This is a genomic window from Pseudomonas sp. TZ252 (assembly GCF_056110345.1).
Window position 1 is genome coordinate 1,569,979 of record NZ_CM148566.1, and the last position, 19,167, is coordinate 1,589,145.

Annotated in this window: 13 protein-coding genes, 1 tRNA gene and 1 pseudogene; 3 read left to right on the forward strand and 12 right to left on the reverse strand. The window is 68.6% G+C overall.

Annotated features, from left to right (window positions below; genetic code table 11):
- Positions 1–137 precede the first annotated feature (137 nt).
- On the reverse strand, positions 138–506 hold the full coding sequence (locus tag ACYAF3_RS07305) for a hypothetical protein (RefSeq protein ID WP_003121092.1): 369 nt from the start codon (positions 504–506) through the stop codon (positions 138–140).
- A gap of 262 nt (positions 507–768) precedes the next feature.
- Here ACYAF3_RS07305 and ACYAF3_RS07310 point away from each other — a divergent pair.
- Positions 769–1,492: pseudogene (locus tag ACYAF3_RS07310) on the forward strand (carbon-nitrogen hydrolase family protein).
- A 40-nt stretch (positions 1,493–1,532) separates the two neighbouring features.
- On the opposite strand, the gene ACYAF3_RS07315 reads toward ACYAF3_RS07310, so the two are convergent.
- The 4 genes from ACYAF3_RS07315 to ACYAF3_RS07330 all read right to left on the reverse strand — a co-directional run bounded on the left by ACYAF3_RS07315 (position 1,533) and on the right by ACYAF3_RS07330 (position 5,324).
- Positions 1,533–1,628: transfer RNA gene (locus tag ACYAF3_RS07315), tRNA-Sec, on the reverse strand.
- A gap of 131 nt (positions 1,629–1,759) precedes the next feature.
- Positions 1,760–2,377, reverse strand: coding sequence for a class I SAM-dependent methyltransferase (locus ACYAF3_RS07320; protein ID WP_003095305.1), 618 nt, complete (start codon positions 2,375–2,377; stop codon positions 1,760–1,762).
- A 94-nt stretch (positions 2,378–2,471) separates the two neighbouring features.
- On the reverse strand, positions 2,472–3,869 hold the full coding sequence (locus ACYAF3_RS07325) for an APC family permease (RefSeq protein ID WP_003102289.1): 1,398 nt from the start codon (positions 3,867–3,869) through the stop codon (positions 2,472–2,474).
- 48 nt (positions 3,870–3,917) lie between these two features.
- On the reverse strand, positions 3,918–5,324 hold the full coding sequence (locus ACYAF3_RS07330) for an aminotransferase (RefSeq protein ID WP_023103552.1): 1,407 nt from the start codon (positions 5,322–5,324) through the stop codon (positions 3,918–3,920).
- A gap of 281 nt (positions 5,325–5,605) precedes the next feature.
- Between ACYAF3_RS07330 and ACYAF3_RS07335 the strand changes: the two genes are divergently transcribed.
- Positions 5,606–6,289, forward strand: coding sequence for a helix-turn-helix transcriptional regulator (locus ACYAF3_RS07335; protein ID WP_003123516.1), 684 nt, complete (start codon positions 5,606–5,608; stop codon positions 6,287–6,289).
- A gap of 3 nt (positions 6,290–6,292) precedes the next feature.
- On the opposite strand, the gene selB is transcribed toward ACYAF3_RS07335, so the two are convergent.
- The 7 genes from selB to lipC all read right to left on the reverse strand — a co-directional run bounded on the left by selB (position 6,293) and on the right by lipC (position 16,715).
- Positions 6,293–8,218: a selenocysteine-specific translation elongation factor gene (gene selB, locus ACYAF3_RS07340; protein ID WP_003102294.1), complete on the reverse strand. Its 1,926-nt coding sequence runs from the start codon at positions 8,216–8,218 to the stop codon at positions 6,293–6,295.
- Positions 8,215–9,621: an L-seryl-tRNA(Sec) selenium transferase gene (gene selA, locus ACYAF3_RS07345; RefSeq protein WP_003123517.1), complete on the reverse strand. Its 1,407-nt coding sequence runs from the start codon at positions 9,619–9,621 to the stop codon at positions 8,215–8,217. The genes selB and selA overlap by 4 nt, the downstream gene beginning before the upstream one ends.
- A gap of 78 nt (positions 9,622–9,699) precedes the next feature.
- Entirely contained in the window at positions 9,700–10,629 is a 930-nt protein-coding gene (gene fdhE / locus ACYAF3_RS07350) for a formate dehydrogenase accessory protein FdhE (RefSeq protein WP_003116089.1), read from the reverse strand.
- Positions 10,630–10,761: 132 nt separating this feature from the next.
- The gene (locus tag ACYAF3_RS07355) at positions 10,762–11,388 is read right to left on the reverse strand and encodes a formate dehydrogenase subunit gamma (protein WP_003095316.1); all 627 of its coding nucleotides are present in this window, start codon (positions 11,386–11,388) and stop codon (positions 10,762–10,764) included.
- A 71-nt stretch (positions 11,389–11,459) separates the two neighbouring features.
- Positions 11,460–12,389, reverse strand: a complete 930-nt coding sequence (fdxH, locus tag ACYAF3_RS07360) for a formate dehydrogenase subunit beta (protein ID WP_003106793.1) — start codon at positions 12,387–12,389, stop codon at positions 11,460–11,462.
- Positions 12,390–12,397: 8 nt separating this feature from the next.
- Complete coding sequence (gene fdnG / locus ACYAF3_RS07365) at positions 12,398–15,478, reverse strand: formate dehydrogenase-N subunit alpha (RefSeq protein WP_077446919.1); 3,081 nt, start codon at positions 15,476–15,478, stop codon at positions 12,398–12,400.
- 307 nt (positions 15,479–15,785) lie between these two features.
- Entirely contained in the window at positions 15,786–16,715 is a 930-nt protein-coding gene (gene lipC, locus ACYAF3_RS07370; protein ID WP_003095318.1) for a lipase LipC, read from the reverse strand.
- Positions 16,716–17,074: 359 nt separating this feature from the next.
- Between lipC and ACYAF3_RS07375 the strand changes: the two genes are divergently transcribed.
- Positions 17,075–19,120 carry an NADPH-dependent 2,4-dienoyl-CoA reductase gene (locus ACYAF3_RS07375; protein ID WP_128669354.1) on the forward strand — a complete coding sequence of 682 codons (2,046 nt, stop codon included), beginning with the start codon at positions 17,075–17,077 and terminating at the stop codon, positions 19,118–19,120.
- Positions 19,121–19,167 lie beyond the last annotated feature (47 nt).

Genomic DNA, 19,167 nt, shown 5'->3' on the forward strand with positions numbered 1-19,167 from the left:
TGTTCCACCACGGTCACCCGCACCTCGTTCGCCGGTTGGCGCTGCTCGGCGGGTCGCGGCGCCTGACGCCGGCCGTTCAGGTTGTCGGCCCCGCCTGGCGGGATGGGCCGGCGCGTCGCGGCGATCCGCCTGCATGCTCAATAGAGACCGGTGGCGCTGCCCCGCTCGAACAGCGGCACCTGGTTGGCCAGGATCATGTTGTAGCTGAGCATGAACGGCACCCCGCCGCCGCTTTCGGCGATCTGGCTTACCCAGCCGATGGGGTTGTTGAACAGCGATTCGTCGGGGCTGAGCACGCCGACGGCGGCGCTGTCCGGGTCGCCGTCCCAGGTCACGTCGCCCCAGTGCCAGCCGAGGCCACGCACGTACTGCGCGCCGATCAGCGCGCCGAGGGCGAAGACCGCCTCGTCGTCGAGGCTGCGCCCCTGCTCCCTCGCATCGCGCACGTAGTCGGTGACGGCGGCGACGATCTGCGCCGGCGTCTCGTCCGCGGCGACGCCAAGCAAGGCGAGCCCCTGTGCCTGCAGCTCCGCCAGTTGCTGTTGCAGGTCCGTTGAAAGCGGATTGATCTCGGCCATCCCTGTTCTCCCGAGGCAAGCGTGCGCACCCGTCCGTCGGGCGCGCCATGAAGCGCGTTATCTTACGGCTTCGCGGCGACGAAAGCGCCCTCCCCAGCCAAACGTAGCGCAGCCGCTAATCGCCTCTTCCCGGAAATGCTGCCTTCGGCTCTACTGGCGAATTTGAGCCATCCATACCCGAGACAGCCCCATGACGCTGATCGCCGCCGCCCAGAGCTGCGCCCACCCCGCCGACCTGCCACGCAACCTCGACGACCACCTGCGCCTGATGCGTATCGCCCAGGCACGGGGCGTGCGCCTGCTGGTGTTTCCCGAACTGTCGCTCACCGGCTACGAACCCAGCGCTGCCGCCGCCCTCGCCCAGCCGGCGGACACGCCCCTGCTGCAACCGCTGCGCCAGCTCGCCGAGCAGGCACGGATGACCACGGTGGTCGGCCTGCCGCTGCGCTCGCCGAAGCATGCCAAGCCGCTGATCGCCGCCCTGATCCTCGGCGCCGACGGCAGCCTCGGCGTCTATGCCAAGCAGCACCTGCACGCGGGCGAGGAACGCCACTTCTCAGCCGGCGACGGCGGCCCCCCTGCTGGAGATCGACGGCCTGCCGATGGCGTTGGCGGTCTGCGCCGACTTCAGCCAACCCAGCCACCCGGCCCACGCCGCCCGTGCCGGCGCTCGCCTCTACATCGCCAGCGCGCTGATCGGAGAAAACGGCTACCCGGCCGACTCGGCCCTACTGGCCGGTTATGCCCGCGAGCACGGAATGGGCGTGCTGCTGGCCAACCATGGCGGGCCGACGGGTGGCTGGAAGGCGGCGGGCAGGAGTGCGTTTTGGAATGAGCGGGGAGCGCTGGTCAGGGAGACGACGGGGACGGGTGAGACGCTGCTTCTGCTGGAACGGACCGAGATAGACGCTTGATCCTGTGAGACACGATGGCCGCCGAAAGCGAGCGGAGAATTGGCGGAAGGCAGTGGGAGTCGAACCCACCCAGGAACGGCTGCCGTCCCCCACCGGATTTGAAGTCCGGCCACGCCACCGGGCGTGATTGCCTTCCTCTTTGATTTGCAAGAGGTTTTCCTCGAGACGGGAGCTTATCAGGCCGGGGTCCGAAGAAGAAATGCCGGATGTCATGGAAAGTCGTTCGCATGGCCGGGCGAGCAGAGCGTAGCCCAGCCTCGGAGCACTTCACAGGCGTTTCAGGCAATGGCAGTAGACGAAGTGCTGGACCCGGCCGGCGGGAGTGACGTGGTGTTCGTCGCGGTGCTCGGTGAGCTGGAAGGCGGAGCCGAACTCGGCGTGCAGTTCGTCGGCGTCGTAGCGCATGACTGGCAGGCCGCTGCATTCGGTCGGGCCGTCGGCGGCGAAGGTGGCGACGATCACGTGGCCGCCGTGGCGGACCGCCTTCATCACCTGGCGCACGTAGGCGCGGCGGGCTTCGGCAGTGGTAAGGAAGTGGAACACGGCGCGGTCATGCCAGACATCGTAGGTGGCTTCCGGCAGGTCGACGCCGGTAATGTCGCCGGCGATCCAGCGCACCTCTTCGCCGCGCGCGCCGAGGCGGTTGCGGGCGACACGCAGGGCGGCGTCGGAAAGGTCGAGCACCGTCAGGTCGCCGAAGCCTTCGGCGAGCAGGCCGTCGACCAGGGTCGAGGCGCCGCCGCCGACATCGATGATCGCCGCCTCGCGGGGCGCGCCGATGCGTCGGATCAGGTCGAGAGACAGCGTGGCCTCGGCCTGGAACCAGCTCACCGCGTCGGACGGCTTGCTCTCGTATACCCGTTGCCAGTGCTCTCGTTCGGACATGACGACCTTCTCCGTGTTGCGCTGCGACCCATTACCCACCAAGGGCGTTAACGGCACATTAACGCCATAGGCGGTGTTGCGACAGGGCCGCTCCTCAACCGTAGGCACCGCGCAGTGACATCACGCCGCGCCTTCGCGCCGCCTGGCGGATCAGCAGTTCGCCCACGGCCAGGGCCAGCGCCACGCCGCCGACGATCTTGCCGGCGTAGGCCCAGTCCATCGGCGCGCCGGGGGTGACGACGAACAGGCAGATGCCGGCCAGCACATGCAGCGCGACGAACAGCGCCCAGAGACTGGCCAGGCGGTCGCCCAGCGGCATCCGGTAGGGCCGTGGACGCGGGTCGGCGCGGCGCAGGCGGACGAAGGCCAGGCACATCAGCACATAGGGCATCATGAAAACCATGGCGAAGATCGACAGCAGGGTCCAGAACAGTTCCTCGGCAGTGTGCGCCACCAGGCCGTAGAGCAGCAGCAGGACGATGCTCACCGCCGAGGCCAGCACCGCCGAGCCGATCGGCGTGCCGTGGCGCGAATGGACCACGCCGAACAGCGCCGGCAGCTCGCCGGCCTTGGCCGCTTCCACCGCGGCACGGTTGGTGCCCATGCTCCAGGTGACCATGTTGGTGAAGAGGGTGAACAGGACGAAGGCGCCGACCAGGTCGGCGAGCATCCCGCCGGCGCCGTCGTGGCCGTAGATGTTGTAGAGGGTATGGGCGAAGATCCGGGTGACGTCGGTTTCCTCGGCCGGTACCGCGGCCAGCACGCCGAGGGTGCCGAAGATGTTGAAGGCGCCGACGATCAGCCCGGAGATCAGCACCGCGCGCGGGATGTCGCGGCGCGCGTTGCGCATCTCCGCGGCGCTGCAACAGGCCAGCTCGGTCCCCATGATGCCATAGACCATCACTCCCAGCGCGGCCATCTGGCCCGGCGAGGACGGGACGATGGAGTCCAGGCTGAAGTCGTTGGCGAAGCCATGGTTCCAGCCGAAGTGCAGGCCGCCGACGCCCAGGGCGAGCACCGCGAGCAGCTTGAGCAGCGCGCCGAGGTTCGGCAGCCACTTGCCCAGGCGCAGCGCGACCACGTTGAACGCCGCGGTGAGCAGCGCCAGGGCTATGCCGATAGCGATCTTGCCCCAGAGGCTCAGCTCGGGGAAATAGAAGGCGCCGAGCATGCTGCCGAACAGGGTGTAGACCGAAGGCATCCACAGTGCGTTGTTGACCCAGTACATCCATGACACCCGGGCCCCCCAGCGGAAGCCGAAGGCGCTGCGCACCCAGTGGTAGACGCCGCCGTTGGCGGGGAAGGCGGTGCCCAGCTCGGAGGTCATCATGGCCATCGGCAGGAACAGCAGGACCAGCACGTAGAGCCACCAGAACAGGCTCGACGGACCGAGGGAGGAAGCCAGGGCGATCTGGTCCATGAAGAGCATCGCCGAGACCGTGTAGAGCACCACATCGCGCAACCGCAGGACCTTGTTCTTGTTGTCGTCCATTGGGGTTCTCCTGAATGTTCGGGTGGGGCGCCGGCGGCGCCCCGGCGCTTACCGGTGACCGGCGCGGACAAGATCCTCCACGGTTTCCTCGATGCTCTCGCGCAGCACCCGGACCACGGTATCGACCTGTTCGCGGGTGAGGATCAGCGGCGGCGACATCACGTTCAGGTGGACGATCGGACGAACCAGCAGGCCGCGCTTCTGCGCCCGCAGGTGGACCCACTCGCCGATGTTCAGGCTTTCCGGAAACAGCGCCTTGCTCGCCTTGTCGGCGACGAACTCGACACAGGCCATGAAGCGCATCCCGCGCACGTCGCCGACGATGGGCAGGTCGCGGAGACTTTGCAGGCGCTCCTCGAAGTAGCGGCCGACCTCGTCGGCGTGGGCGAGCAAGCCCTCGCGCTCGATGATCTCGATGTTCTTCAGCGCCGCCGCGCAGGCCACCGGGTGGCCGGAGTAGGTGAAACCATGGCTGAAGCAGCGGCCCTTGTCCGGCTCGGCGATCACCTCCCAGATGCGCCGGGAGAAGATGCACGCGCCCAGCGGCTGGTAGCCGGAGGTGAGGCCCTTGGCGGTGAGGATGATGTCCGGCTGTACGCCGAACACCGCCTGGCTGGCGAAGAAGTGGCCGAGGCGGCCGAAGGAGGTCACCACTTCGTCGGAGATGTACAGCACGTCGTAGCGCTGGCACAGATCCCACATCCGCCGGTGGTAGCCCGCGGGCGGGACGATCACGCCGCCGGAGCCGAACACCGGCTCGGAGATGAACGCCCCCACCCGGTCGGCGCCCAGTTCGAGGATCTTGCGTTCGAACTCCGCCACCAGGCCATCGAGGAACTCGGCCTCGCCCACTCCTTCCGGAGCGCGGTAGTAGTAGGGACAGGCAAGGTGGTGGATGCGCTCGTCGAGGAAGTCGAACTCGGCCGGCCGGTCGGCGCTCTTGCCGCCCAGCGACATGCCGAGGAAGGTCGAGCCGTGGTAGGCGTTGATCCGCGTGATGACGTGCTTCTTGGCGCGCTTGCCGCGGCAGTTCTGGTAGTAGTGCATGAGGCGGATCGCGGTGTCCACGGCGGTGGAACCGCCGGTGGTGAGGAACACGTGGTCGAGGTCGCCGGGGGCCAGCTCGGCGAGCTTGCGGCAGAGTTCGATGGCGCGCGGGTTGGCCATGTCGCAGAAGGGATTGGAATAGGCCAGCAGGCGGGTCTGCTCGGCCACGGTGCGAGCCATTTCCTCGCGCCCCAGGCCGATGTTGGTGCACCACATGCCGCCCACCGCGTCGAGGTAGCGGTTGCCGGCGGTGTCGTAGATATAGGCGCCGTCGCCGGCGGCGATGTTCAGCGAGCCGTTGACGCGGTGGTCGTCGAACACGTGGTAGCCGTGCATGTAGTGGGCCTGGTCGGCACGGACCAGGTCGGCGTCGCCGAGGGGGGACGTGGCGTGCATTCTTGCGTTCATCGGGCTGTCGCTCTTCTCGGATGGATGCTCCGAGGGTGCAAGAGCACCGCGCGGCGGGCCATACCCCATTTTGGGGTAAGCGCTGGGTGCGGCCGACGCGGCTTGCTATCCTGCGGCGACAACGACAAGAACGAGCCGTACCGTCCATGCAGGCCATCGCCCCGAACGCGCTCGACCGCTGGCACGAACACCTGGCGCTGGCGATCCGGCGCCTGCGCCAACCCGACTTCCTCGCCGCGCTGGTCGACGCCATCCACCAACTGGTGCCGATCGAGTCGAGCATGATCAGCCTGGAACGCAAGGGCCACGCGCCCACCCTGCTCTACGAGCGCGGCATCGCCGAGCGCTTCCGCGAGGCGATCATCCGCCGCTACTTCTCCCGCGGCTACCTGCTCGACCCTTTCTGCCTGGCGGTGGAGGAAGGCCTTCCGGAAGGCTTCTACACCCTCGGCGAGATCGCCCCCGACGACTTCTTCCAGAGCGCCTACTACCAGACCTACTACCTCGGCGCCGGAGCGGTGGAGGACGTCTACTACATCCTCGACCTAGGCCCTACCGAGAAGCTCTCGATCTGTCTCTACAACGGCCTTTCGGCGAGCCGCTACAGCGACGCCCAGGTCGCCGCCCTCGCCGGCCTGGCGCCGCCGGTGCTGGAGCTGGCCCGGCAGTTCTGCGCCGGGCGCGCCGACCTCTCGCCGAACCCGCAGGCCGACCTCGCCCCGCGCCTTCAGGAAGTGCTGCGCGGCTTCGGTCGCGACGTGCTCACCGACCGCGAACGCGAGGCCTGCCACCTGCTGCTCAGCGGCCACTCGGCGAAATCCAGCGCGCGGCTGATGGACATCTCCCCGGAGACCGTGCGCATGCACCGGAAGAATCTCTACACCAAGCTGGAAGTCGGCTCGCAGTCGGAACTGTTCGCGCTGTTCATCGAGTGCCTGAGCCAGGGGCAGCGCGTCGGCCCCTGAGACTCAGGGCGAGACGCCGCCGAGCAACTGTTCGGCCAGCGCCGAACCCTCGCGCAGGCGACGGTCGTTGCCGATGCGGCGGGTCAGGCCGATGCGGTCGAAGTGCTCGAGGATCTGGATGCTGCGCTTGCGGCCGATGCCCAGGCGGTCGCGGAATTCCGCCGGGCGGATCAGCCCGGCGGGGTCGCGCACCTGCACGGCGATCTCGGCCAATTGACGCAGGGTGGCTTCCGGGTAGAACAGGTCGCGCACCACCTGCTGCAACTGGCCCAGGCGTGCCAGCTTGCGCAGCAGGTTGCGCATGACGGCTTCATCCTGGCGCAGCTCGCGGGCCAGGTCGCGGACCCAGGGCGGGTCGTAGCGGCCGGCTTCGAGCAGCGGCCAGAGGCGCGCGCGCAGTTGCTCCTCGCTATCGCTCAGGCGCACTTCGTGGCCGGGCAGGTGCAGCCAGGGCCCGCTGCTGTGCACATCGCCGCCGGCCAGGGCGGCGTCGAGCAGGGCGATGAACACCGGCCGCTCCAGCTGCGGCAGGGCGTAGCGACGCAGGCGGTCGCGGTCGGGACCGAGTTCGTCCGGTAGCTCTTCGTGGAAGCGCCGCAGGCCGGCGAGCAGTTGCTCGACCAGGGCGAACCAGCGCTCCCCGGCGAACAACCGGGGGCCGAGGCGGGTCTGCACCTCGACCACCTCTTCCGGCAGCCGCCAGTGCTCGCGCGGGCGGTTGAAGGATTGCACCAGGCGTTGCGGGTCGAGGCCGTTCTCGGCCGCGCCGAGCAAGGTCGGTAGCGCCTCCTCCAGGCTTTCCTGGCGCAGCGCCTGAAGCTGTGCCAGACGTGCCGGCGTTCGTCGGTTGCGCGCCGGCGCGGCGCCGTCGAGCACCCGCCCGCCGCCAAGGGTGCGCTGCGCCGACTGGTCGCGCAGCACCAGGCGGTCGCCATGCAGGGCCTGGATCGGCGCGTTCAGCACCAGTTGGGCGAAGGCGCGGTGGCCAGGCTCCAGTTGTTCGCCTTCGAGCAGGGCCAGGCGCCCGGTGACGTCCTGGGTGCCCAGGTGCAGGTGCACCGGGGTCCAGTGGGTGAAGTCGCGGAGTTCGTCGGGCAACAGGCGGAAGTCGATGTCGACCCGCGTGGTCGGCGCGTGCAGCGCGGCCTGCAGCAGCCAGTCGCCGCGCTGGATCTGTTCCAGCGCGAGGCGCTCGCCGGCGATGTTCAGGGCCACGCGCTGGCCGGCCCAGGCCTGTTGCGCGGGCCGGTTCTGCGCGTGCAGGCCGCGCACCCGCACCGGCCGTCCGGCGTTGCCGAGGAGCAGTTCGTCGCCCACCGCGACCTGTCCGGAGAAGGCCGTGCCGGTGACCACGATGCCGCTGCCGGCGACGCTGAAGGCCCGGTCCACCGCCAGGCGGAAGTATCCCTCGCGGCTACGCTCGCGGACTTCGCCGGCGAGCCCGCCGAGTGCTTCGCGCAACGCCTCGACGCCCTCCCCGGTGCTGCTGGAGAGCGGGAAGATCGGTGAGCGCGCCAGCGGACCGGAGGCCAGCAGGTGTTCGACCTGGGTCCGCACCTGCTGCACCCGCTGCGGCTCGACCCGGTCGATCTTGGTCAGCGCCACCAGCGCCCGGCGGATACCGAGCAGTTCGACGATCGCCAGGTGCTCGCGGGTCTGCGGCATCAAGCCGTCGTCGGCGGCCACCACCAGCAGCACGCAATCGATGCCGCTGGCGCCGGCCAGCATGTTGTGGACGAAGCGCTCGTGGCCGGGCACGTCGATGAAGCCGGTGGGGCTGCCGTCGCCAAGGTCGGCGTAGAGATAGCCCAGGTCGATGGTGATCCCGCGTTGGCGCTCGGCCGGGCGGCGGTCGCCCTCGATGCCGGTGAGGGCGCGCAGCAGCGAGGTCTTGCCGTGGTCGATGTGCCCGGCGGTGCCGACGATCACGACAGCTCGCTCCGCAGTCGCGGCAACTGGGCGAGGAACGCCGGCTCGTCGTCGAGCTGGCGCAGATCGAGCCAGAGGGCGTCGTCGTCGAGCCGACCGATCACCGGCAGCGGCAGCCCGCGCAGGGCTTCCTCGAGGTTGCGCAGGGCGCGTCCGCGCAGGCGCCTGGGCTGCCGCGGACGCAGGCACAGCGCGGCGCTGGCCAGCCGCGCCACCGGCTGCGCGCCGCTGCCGATCATGCCCAGGGCGTCGACCACAGCGACCTCCCAGCCCTCGCCGAGCGCCTCGCCCAGCGCCGGCGCCAGACGCTCGGCCTGGGCGCGGATCTCCGCCGCCGGGCGGCTGAGCAGGCGCAGGGTGGTCAGGCGTTCGGCGAGGCGGTCCGGATCGCGGTACAGGCCGAGCACCGCCTCGAGGGCGGCGAGGGTCAGCTTGTCGACGCGCAGGGCGCGCTTGAGCGGGTTCTTCTTGATCCGCCCGATCAGTTCTCGATTGCCGAGGATCAGCCCGGCCTGGGGCCCGCCGAGCAATTTGTCGCCGCTGAAGGTAACGATGTCGGCGCCGTCGGCCAGGGCTTCCTGCACCGTCGGTTCCTTGGGCAAGCCCCAGCGGGTCAGGTCCACCAGGGTGCCGCTGCCGAGGTCTTCCAGCAGCGGCAGGCCGTGGCCATGGGCGATGGCCGCCAGTTGCGCGGTGGGCACGCTGGCGGTGAAGCCCTGGACGCTGTAGTTGCTGGTATGCACGCGCATCAGCAGGCCGCTGCGCGGGCCGATGGCGGCTTCGTAGTCCCTGGCGTGGGTGCGGTTGGTGGTGCCCACCTCGTGCAAGCGCACGCCGGCGCGGGCCATGATGTCGGGAATGCGGAAGGCACCGCCGATCTCGATCAGCTCGCCGCGCGAGATGATCCCTTCCTTGCGCGCCCCCAGGCTGTTCAGCGCCAGCAGCACCGCCGCCGCGTTGTTGTTGACCACGGTGACTGCCTCAGCGCCGGTGAGTTCGCGGATCAGCCCGGCGATCAGGTCGTCGCGGTCGCCGCGCTTGCCGCTGGCCAGGTCGAACTCCAGGTTCAGCGGGTAGCGCGCGGCCAGGGTGATCGCCTCGATGGCCTCGTCCGGCAGCAGGGCGCGGCCGAGGTTGGTATGCAACACCGTGCCGGTCAGGTTGAACACCCGCCGCACGCGGCTGGCATGCTGCGCGGCGAGGCGTTCGCCGGCGCGCCCGGCGAGCACCGCCTCGCTCAGTTCGATCTCGGCGAGGGCACCGCGTCGGGCCGGTTCGCGCAGTTCGTCGAGCAGGTCGCGGAGGGTCGCCAGCAACGCCTCGCGGCCGTAGCGCTGGTGCAGGGGAGCGGCCGCCGCGCTGCGCAGCAGGCGGTCGACCGAAGGCAAGCGAACGGAACTCATGGAGAAACCTTATCCACAGGGTAGGGTCACCGACACGCCCATCATAGACGCGTCGGCGCATGCCCGCAGCGTCTTCGGCTATTCGCCGCCGGGGGCCAGCAACAGGTTCGGCGAACGCCGCAGGTAGCCGTCCTCGGCCAGGCGCATGTCCAGCGCCAGGCTGGCCAGGTCGTCGGCAAGGGCATCGGCGTGGCGGTCGAACTCCAGGTAGAACTGCTTCAGGTAGCCCTGGCAACTGGGGCAGGTCTCGGCGCGCAGCACGGCTTTTTCCGCCGGCTGCCCGTCATGCTCCAGGGACAGGTAGGCCAGGTGCTTGCTTTCCTCGCAGTGGCTGCACTTGATCCGCACGTAGTGCCATTCGCAGGCGCACAGCGAGCAGCTCAGGTAGCGCAGACCGGTTTCCTTGCCGCCCTGGCGGATCATCCCGGCCATCGGCGGCGAGCCGCAGGCGGGGCACAGGGTCCGGCTCTCGGTCTCGACCACCGCGCCCTCCTCCAGTCCCAGCAGCCAATGGCTCCAGGCTACCTGCAGGGCGGCGCCGAGGAACGGCACCAGGGCCGCCGGCAGGAGGTCGAACTGACCGCTGAGCAAGGCGATGGCCCAGGCCTTGCGCTGGCCTTCGTCGGCTTCGCGCAATTGTTCGAGTGCCGCGCCGACGGCGGCGTTGGCCGGTGCCGGGTAGCCCGCGAGCAGGGCATCCAGCCAGGGCAGCCAGGCGCCTTCGCGCACCAGCAGGTCGTAGGCCAGCGGCGGCATGCCGTGCTCGCGGCTCTTGCGCAGGCGCTCGGGGTCGAGCGGGGCCAGGGCCGGCGGGTTGTCCAGCAGCGCCTGCTGGAGCCGGCAGAGACCGGCGACCAGCCGCAGGTAGTCGCCCATCGGGTGCCCCTCGGCCAGTTGCAGCAGACGCTCGCCGCGGCGGGCGAACAGGTCGCGCGACGGCTGGTGCAGGTGCGGGGGAATGTTGGCGGCGGCTTCGATCTGCCCCGGCTGAAGAATGGTGCGTGACACGGGAACTCCTCGGGTCTGCGCCGGCGGGCCGGTGGGCCGCGCCGCAACGATCGGGCGCCCGGAGGGGCGCGGAATGAATGCAAAGGCCCCATCGCTGGGGCCTCCGGTCGGGCGATGGCGACACTATACGCGTCAGTGCTCCTCGCCCTTGCCGACTTCCTTCAGCCAGCCGTTATGGTGCTTGCGCGCCCAGGCGCGGCTGACCTTGCCGTAGAGCATCGCGCCCATCGAACCCTTGACCCAGATGCCGGCGTAGATATGCACGATGATGCTGGCGATCAGGACGAAGGCGGCGAAGGCGTGCAGGAGCGCCGACAGGCGGATCGCCTCGATGCCGAACCAGGCGCTGAAGTACTGGCGCCAGATCACGATGCCGGTGACCAGCAGGGTCAGCATGCTCAGCAGCAGCACCCAGAACAACAGCTTCTGCCCGGCGTTGTAGCGGCCGACTTCCGGGAGGTTCTCCTCGCGGTTGCTGACCACGTCGCGCCACTGCTTGAGCCACTGGATATCGCTCTTCTGCACCCGGTTGTGGTGGGCGAAGCGCACCACCAGGCCGAGGAAGAAGACGAACATCGCCAGCCCCAGGAAGGGGTGCAGGATACGCGTCCAGGGACCGCCGCCGAACAGGTTGGTCAGCCAGAACAGCGCCGGGTGGAACAGCGCCAGCCCGGACAACCCGGCCATGAAGAACAGGATCGCCACGGCCCAGTGGTTGCTGCGCTCGTTGGCGTTGTAGCGCTGGATTTCATTTTTCATTTCCGACTCCTCGAGAGCGCCGCCGCTGCCGCCGGGTCGCGGAGGACCGGCGGCAACGCCCGCGCGCAGGCTCAACGACGCTCGTGCGGGTCAAAGGTGTGTACCGACGGATCGACCTGGTGCACCGGTGCCTCGGCTTGCCCGTGGTCTTCCTCGTCGTCCGCGCGGTTGGGACCGACGCGCACATAGTGGAAGAACCCGGCGAGCACCGTGGCGCCCATGGCCAGCAGCGCCAGCGGCTTGGTCACGCCCTTCCACAGGCTGACCAGCGGGCTGACGCTCGGCTGGTCGGCCAGGCCGGCATAGAGCGACGGCTTGTCGGCGTGGTGCAGCACGTACATCACGTGGGTGCCGCCCACCCCTTCGGGGTCGTACAGGCCGGCGTTCTCGTAACCGCGGCTCTTCAGGTCGACGATGCGTTCGGCGGCGTGTTCCTTCATGTCCTCCTTGCTGCCGAAGACGATGGCGCCGGTCGGGCAGGTCTTCACGCAGGCCGGCTCCATGCCCACCGAGACGCGGTCGGAACACAGGCTGCACTTGTAGGCCTTGTGGTCCTTCTGCGAGATCCGTGGGATGTCGAACGGGCAACCGGTGATGCAGTAGCCGCAACCGATGCACTTGTCCTGGTTGAAGTCGACGATGCCGTTGGCGTACTTCACGATCGCCCCCGGGCTCGGGCAGGCCTTCAGGCAGCCCGGCTCGGCGCAGTGCATGCAGCCATCCTTGCGGATCAGCCACTCGAGGTTGCCGGCCTCGTTCTCGTGCTCGGTGAAACGCATCACCGTCCACGAGTCGGCCGTCAGGTCCATGGGGTTGTCGTAGGTGCCGTGGTTGTGGCCGACCTCGTCGCGCAGCTCGTTCCATTCCGAGCAGGCGACCTGGCAGGCCTTGCAACCGATGCACTTGGACACGTCGATCAGTTTCGCCACTTCCTCCTGGTTCCGCACCGAGGGCATCGGCGTGGTGGTCGCGGAGCGGGCGTGGATGTCCTGACTACTCATGTTTCACCTCACGCCTTTTCCACGTTGACCAGGAACGACTTGAACTCCGGCGTCTGGGTATTCCCGTCGCCCACGAAGGGGGTCAGGGTGTTGGCCAGGAAGCCGTTGCGCGCCATGCCGGCGAAGCCCCAGTGGATCGGGATGCCGACGTGGTGCACGGTCTTGCCGTCCACCTGCAGCGGGCGGATGCGCTTGGTCACCACCGCCACCGCCTTGATGTAGCCGCGGTTGGAGGAGACCTTGACCTTGTCGCCGGCATTGATGCCCAGCTCCTTGGCCAGCGCCTCGCCGATCTCGACGAACTGCTCGGGCTGGGTGATCGCATTCAGCCGGCAGTGCTTGGTCCAGTAGTGGAAGTGCTCGGTGAGCCGGTAGGTGGTCGCCGCGTAGGGGAACTCGTCGGCCGTGCCGAACAGTTCCATGTCGTTCTTGAACACCCGTGCCGCCGGGTTGCTGATCGCCTTGCGGTTGTCGCGGTGCAAGGGGTTCACCCCGATCGGCGTCTCGAACGGCTCGTAGTGCTCGGGGAACGGGCCTTCGGCCATCTTGTCGACGGCGAACAGGCGAGCCACCCCTTCGGGGTTCATGATGAACGGGTTCATCCCGGCTTCCGGCGGTACGTCGGCCTTGTAGTCGGGCACGTCGGTGCCGCCCCAGGACTTGCCGTTCCACCACACCAGGCGCTTCTTCTCCGGGTCCCACGGCTTGCCGCTGACGTCGGCCGAGGCGCGGTTGTAGAGAATCCGCCGGTTCGCCGGCCAGGCCCAGGCCCAGCCGAGGGTCTGGCCCATGCCGTAGGGGTCGCTGTTGTCGCGGCGGCCCATCTGGTTGCCCTGCTGGGTCCAGGAGCCGGCGAAGATCCAGCAGCCGCTCGCCGTGCTGCCGTCGTCGCGCAGCAGGGCGAAACCCGGCAACTGCTCGCCGGCCTTGGCCAGGATCATGCCGTTGGCCGGGTCGACCAGGTCGCTCAGGGCCTTGCCGTTGAACTCCCGGGCCAGTTCGTCCGGGCCCGGTTCGTCGGGCTTGAGGTAGGACCAGTCGAGGCCGAGGATCGGGTCGGGGAAGGCCCCGCCGTCCTTGCGGTACATCTCGCGCAGGCGGTGGAACAGCCCGGCCATGATGGCGATGTCCGGACGCGCCTGGCCCGGCGGCTCGGCGCCCTTCCAGTGCCACTGCAACCAGCGGCCGCTGTTGACGATCGAGCCGTCTTCCTCGGCGAAGCAGGAGGTGGGCAGGCGGAACACCGTGGTCTTGATGCTGGCGGTGTCGACGTCGTTGTACTCGCCGACGTTGCGCCAGAACTCCGAGGTCTCGGTCACCAGCGGGTCCATCACCACCATCCACTTCAGGCGCGCCAGCGCGGCGCCGACCTTGGCCTTGTTGGGGAACGAGGCGATGGGGTTGAAGCCCTGGCAGAAGTAACCGTTGACCTTGCCCTGGTACATCATGTCGAAGTAGCGCAGCACGTCGTAGCCGGCGCCCGGCATGTCGAGCTTGGGCAGCCAGTCGTAGCACCAGTTGTTTTCCTTGGTCGCCGACTTGCCGAACCAGGCCTTCATCAGGCTGACGTGGAACTTGCCGTAGTTCTGCCAGTAGGACAGCTGTCCCGGGCGCAGCGGCTTGGCCGTGCGCTTGGCGATGTAGGCGTCGTAGTCCTGCTCGGCGTCCATCGCCAGGGTCAGGTAGCCCGGCAGCGAGTTGGACAGCAGGCCGAGGTCAGTCAGGCCCTGGATGTTGGAGTGGCCGCGCAGGGCGTTCATGCCGCCGCCGGGCATGCCGATGTTGCCCAGCAGCAGCTGGACCATCGCGCCGGTGCGGATCATCTGCGCGCCTACCGAGTGCTGGGTCCAGCCCAGGGCGTACATGATGGTCATGACCTTGCCCGGCTTGGAGGTCTCGGCGATTTCCGCCCAGATCTTGAGCATCATGTCCTTCGGCGTACCGCAGATGTTGCTCACCACGTCCGGGGTGTAGCGGCTGTAGTGCTGCTTGAGCAGGTTGAACACGCAGCGCGGGTGGGTCAGGGTCGGGTCGACCTTGGCATAGCCGTCCTCACCGATCTCGTAGCCCCAGGAGGACTTGTCCGGGTAGGTCCGCTTCTCGGCGTCGTAGCCGTTGAACAGGCCGTCCTCGAAGCTGAAGCCTTCCTTCACGATGAACGAGACATCGGTGTAGTTGCGCACGTATTCGTGCTGGATCTTGTCGTTTTCCAGCAGGTAGTTGATCAGGCCGCCGAGGAAGGCGATGTCGGTGCCGGTCCGGATCGGCGCGTAGTAGTCGGCGACCGAGGCGGAACGGGTGAAACGCGGATCGACCACCAGCAGCCGCGCCTTGTTGTGCGCCTTGGCTTCGGTGACCCATTTGAATCCGCACGGGTGGGCTTCGGCGGCGTTGCCGCCCATGATCAGCACCAGATCGGCATTCTTGATGTCGGTCCAGTGGTTGGTCATGGCTCCACGGCCAAACGTCGGGGCAAGACTTGCCACCGTCGGGCCGTGTCAGACACGCGCCTGGTTGTCGAATCCCAGGATGCCGAGGGAGCGCATCACCTTGTGGGTGATGTAGCCGGCCTCGTTGGACGAGGCGGACGCGGCGAGGAAGCCGGTGGTCAACCAGCGGTTGACGGTCTGGCCCTGCTCGTTCTTCTCGACGAAGTTGGCGTCGCGGTCTTCCTTCATCAGCTTGGCGATGCGCTCGAGGGCTTCGTCCCACTCGATGCGCTTCCACTCGCTGGAGCCGGCCTCGCGCACTTCCGGATACTTCAGGCGGTTCGGGCTGTGGATGTAGTCCAGCAGGCCGGCGCCTTTCGGGCAGAGGGTGCCGCGGTTGACCGGATGGTCGGCGTCGCCCTCGATATGGATGATGTTCTGCGCGACGTTCTTGGCGCCGTCGCCCTGGCTGTACATGATCAGGCCGCAACCGACCGAACAGTAGGTACAGGTGTTGCGGGTCTCGACCGTGTGCGCCAGCTTGAAGTGGCGGACCTGGTCGGCGAAGGCCTCCGTGGGGGCCATCCCGAGCGCCGCAAGGCTCGATCCTCCAAGGCCTATACCGCAGACCTTGAAGAATTGCCGACGGTTCATATCCATCGTGCATCTCCTGCATCAGGCAAAGGACACCCGGGACATGGCCGGATGTCTCTGGTTAAAAGATAGCCAGCCTGGCGAGGTACGCCAGCCGGGCATGGCTACGGGGCAGCGAACCCTACACGAACGCTGGTTTTTTCTGCCTTGACCGGAGTCATTACACGGCGGCGCAAACCTTGTCCAGCAAGGTGCGCGGAATCGGGACAGGTCCGAACGCCGCGAGGCGCGCGAACAGGAGGTGATATCCAGGTGCCATTAGACCAAAGACTAATGCCGGGTCGCCTAGGGCTGCGGCGACCCGGCGAGCGGATCAGAGTCCGACGTTCCTGAGGCGATTGGCATGCTGCCGATAGACCTGGGTCGGGTCGCTCTCGAACAGGCTGACCAGGCCGAGCAACTGGTTGACTTCGTCCAGATGGTCCATCCGGTAGTTGTCCTTCACCACGCTGCCCAGGTGGCTGGAGCATTGGCCGACCAGACCGTCGTTGGCCTCGCCGAACAGCAGCCCGGTCACCGCCAGGCCGGCGGAGCTCGGGTCGAGCGCATTGGTCAGGGAGCCGGTGCCGCTCATCGAGTAGTAGCGCACCCCGGCTACCGTCTCCGCGCCCTGGCCACAGGCGCTGGCCGGGATCGCCTGCGGGAAGCGCTGGTTGAACCGCGCGGTGCCGGGAGTGTTGAGACTGTTCAGGGCAGCCAGCGCGTCGCCCTTGACCCACTCGCCGCCGTCGACGATGTCGACCACCGAGAACAGCGCCTCCACCGCCGAGGCGATCACCTCGGTGCCGATCGGCCCGAGGAACTCGCTGAAGCCGGTCACCGCGTCGGCTACCGGCGTGCCCTTGTGCGGCGTGCCCATGGTGGTGACCGAGGCCACCAGTTGCGGCGCCACCCCGGCGACGTAGCGCACGGTCATGCCGCCCTGGCTGTGGCCGATCAGGTTGACTTTCTCCGCGCCGGTCAGGGCCAGGACTTCCTCCACCTGCGCCAGTAGCTGTTCGCCGCGCACCTCGTTGCTGTTCACCGGCGACTGCGAGGTGGCGAAGACCTTCGCGCCGTCCTTCTCCAGGGCCGGCACGATAGCGTGCCAGTAGTCCACCGGGCCGACGCTCTTGAAGCCGAACAGACCGTGGGACAGCACGATGGGATAGCGCGTGCGGGTGTAGTCGGTCGCAGCGTGCACGGGAAGGCTGGCGGCCAGCGCTACCAGCGCCGCCGCGAGGAACGTCTTGTTCTTGTTCATCGTCGAGACTCCGTTCGGATTGGACAGGCAGTTGGCAAGGCACGTGCTGGGCGGGCCGGAACCCCAGCCTGACAGCGCCGCCAAAGGCGTCGAGCCGTGCTTAAGTTGGGCTCCCGGCGCACGCCATTACCCCGGGTAACAGCGCCGCCGTTCCCATTCCGCCCGCCGCGCCGCAAGTGCTGTCGGAGAGCTTTCGATGCCTGTCACCCGGGGCCACAGCGGTGCAGCGCAGCGAGCACCTATCCGATCAGCCAGTCCGCCGGCTTGACCGAAATGCCTGGCGGTTCCGGCAAGCGGGCCGCATTCGGCGGCGGCGCAACTTCCTATGGTGAAGCGTCCCTGGCTACCGGAACCGCGCCATGCGCAACCCCTACCCGCCGCTCGCCGCCGCTCCCTATCCGCACCTGCTGGCCCCGCTGGACCTGGGCTTCACCCGTCTGCGCAACCGCGTGGTGATGGGTTCGATGCACACCGGGCTGGAGGATCGTCTGTGGGACTTCGGCAAGCTCGCTGCCTACTACCGCGAGCGTGCCCGGGGCGGCGTCGGGCTGATCGTCACCGGCGGCTTCGCGCCCTGCCGCGAAGGTTGGCTGCTGCCCTTCGGCAGCAGCCTCACCAGCGCCCTGGAGGTGCCCGCCCATCGTCGCCTGACCCAGGCAGTGCATGCCGAGGGCGGCAAGATCCTGCTGCAGATCCTCCACGCCGGGCGCTATGGCTACCACCCGATGGCGGTGTCCGCCTCGCCGTTGAAGTCGCCGATCAGTTGGTTCACCCCGCGCGAGCTCTCCGAGCGCGGCATCCGCAAGACCATCCGCGCCTTCGTCCGTTGCGCGCGGCTGGCCAAGGCCTCCGCCTACGACGGCGTGGAGGTGATGGGCAGCGAAGGCTACCTGCTCAACCAGTTCCTCTGCCCGCGCACCAATCGCCGCGACGACCAGTGGGGCGGCCCGCTGGAAAACCGCATGCGCCTGGCGCTGGAGATCGTCCGCGGCATCCGGCGGATCGTCGGCCAACGCTTCATCCTCTGCTATCGCCTGTCGCTGCTCGACCTGGTCGAGGGCGGCAATACCTGGGACGAGGTGCGGCGCATCGCCCTGGCCCTGGAGGAAGCCGGAATCACCCTGCTCAACACCGGCATCGGCTGGCACGAGTCGCGCGTGCCGACCATCGTCACCTCGGTGCCGCGCGCGGCCTTCGCCGAGGTCAGCGCACGGCTGCGCCACGAGCTGAAGGTGCCGGTGATCGCCAGTAACCGGATCAACACCCCCGAGGTCGCCGAATCCCTGCTCGCCACCGACAAGGCCGACCTGGTGTCGATGGCCCGGCCGCTGCTGGCCGACCCGCAGTTCGTGGCCAAGGCCGGCGCCGGCCGGGCCGAGGAGATCAACACCTGCATCGCCTGCAACCAGGCCTGCCTCGATCATGCCTTCGCCAACCGCCGCGCCACCTGCCTGGTCAACCCGCGGGCGGCCTTCGAGACCGAATTGCGCTACCGCAAGGCGCGCACGCAGAAGCGCATCGCGGTGATCGGCGCCGGCCCCGCCGGGCTCTCCGCCGCCTGCGTGGCCGCCGAGCGCGGGCATCGGGTCAGCCTGTTCGAGGCGAGCGGGGAAATCGGCGGACAGTTCAACCTGGCCAAGCGGATTCCCGGCAAGGAAGAGTTCCGCGAAACCCTGCGCTACTTCCGCGTGCGCCTGGAACGCCTCGGCGTCGACCTGCGCCTCGGCCACCGGGTGCGCCAGGGCGAGCTGGACGGTCAGTTCGACGACGTGGTGGTGGCCACCGGCATCCAGCCACGCCGGCCAAGGATCGACGGCATCGGCGGACCGACCGTACTCAGCTACGTGGACGTGCTGCGCGGCGCGCCGGTGGGCGCGCGGGTCGCCATCGTCGGCGCCGGCGGCATCGGCTTCGACGTCGCCGCCTTCCTCGTCGCCGCGCCCAGCGACGGCCAGCCGCGGGCGCTCGGCGAATGGCTCGCGGAATGGGGCGTGGACCTCGACAACAGCCAGCCCGGCGGCCTCCGCGAACCCGCTCCGACGCAGCCGGCGCGCCAGGTCTGGCTGCTCCAGCGCAAGCCCGGCGCCCCCGGCGCGCAGCTCGGCAAGACCAGCGGCTGGGTGCACCGCACGCACCTCAGGCACAACGCCGTGCGCATGCTCGGCGGGGTGGAGTACCTGAAGATCGACGAACGCGGCTTGTTGATCCGCGTCGACGGCGAGGAACGCTGGCTGGAGGTGGACAACGTGGTGATCTGCGCCGGCCAGGAGCCGCTGCGCGAGTTGCAGATCAGCCAGGCGGCGGAAAGCCTGCGCTTCCACCTGATCGGCGGGGCGCGGGTGGCGGGGGAACTGGATGCCAAGCGGGCAATTCGCGAGGGGGCCATGCTGGCGGCGCGCTTGTAGGGGGATAACGCCGTTGGCGGCATGGCGGCATGGCGGCCGTAGGGCGA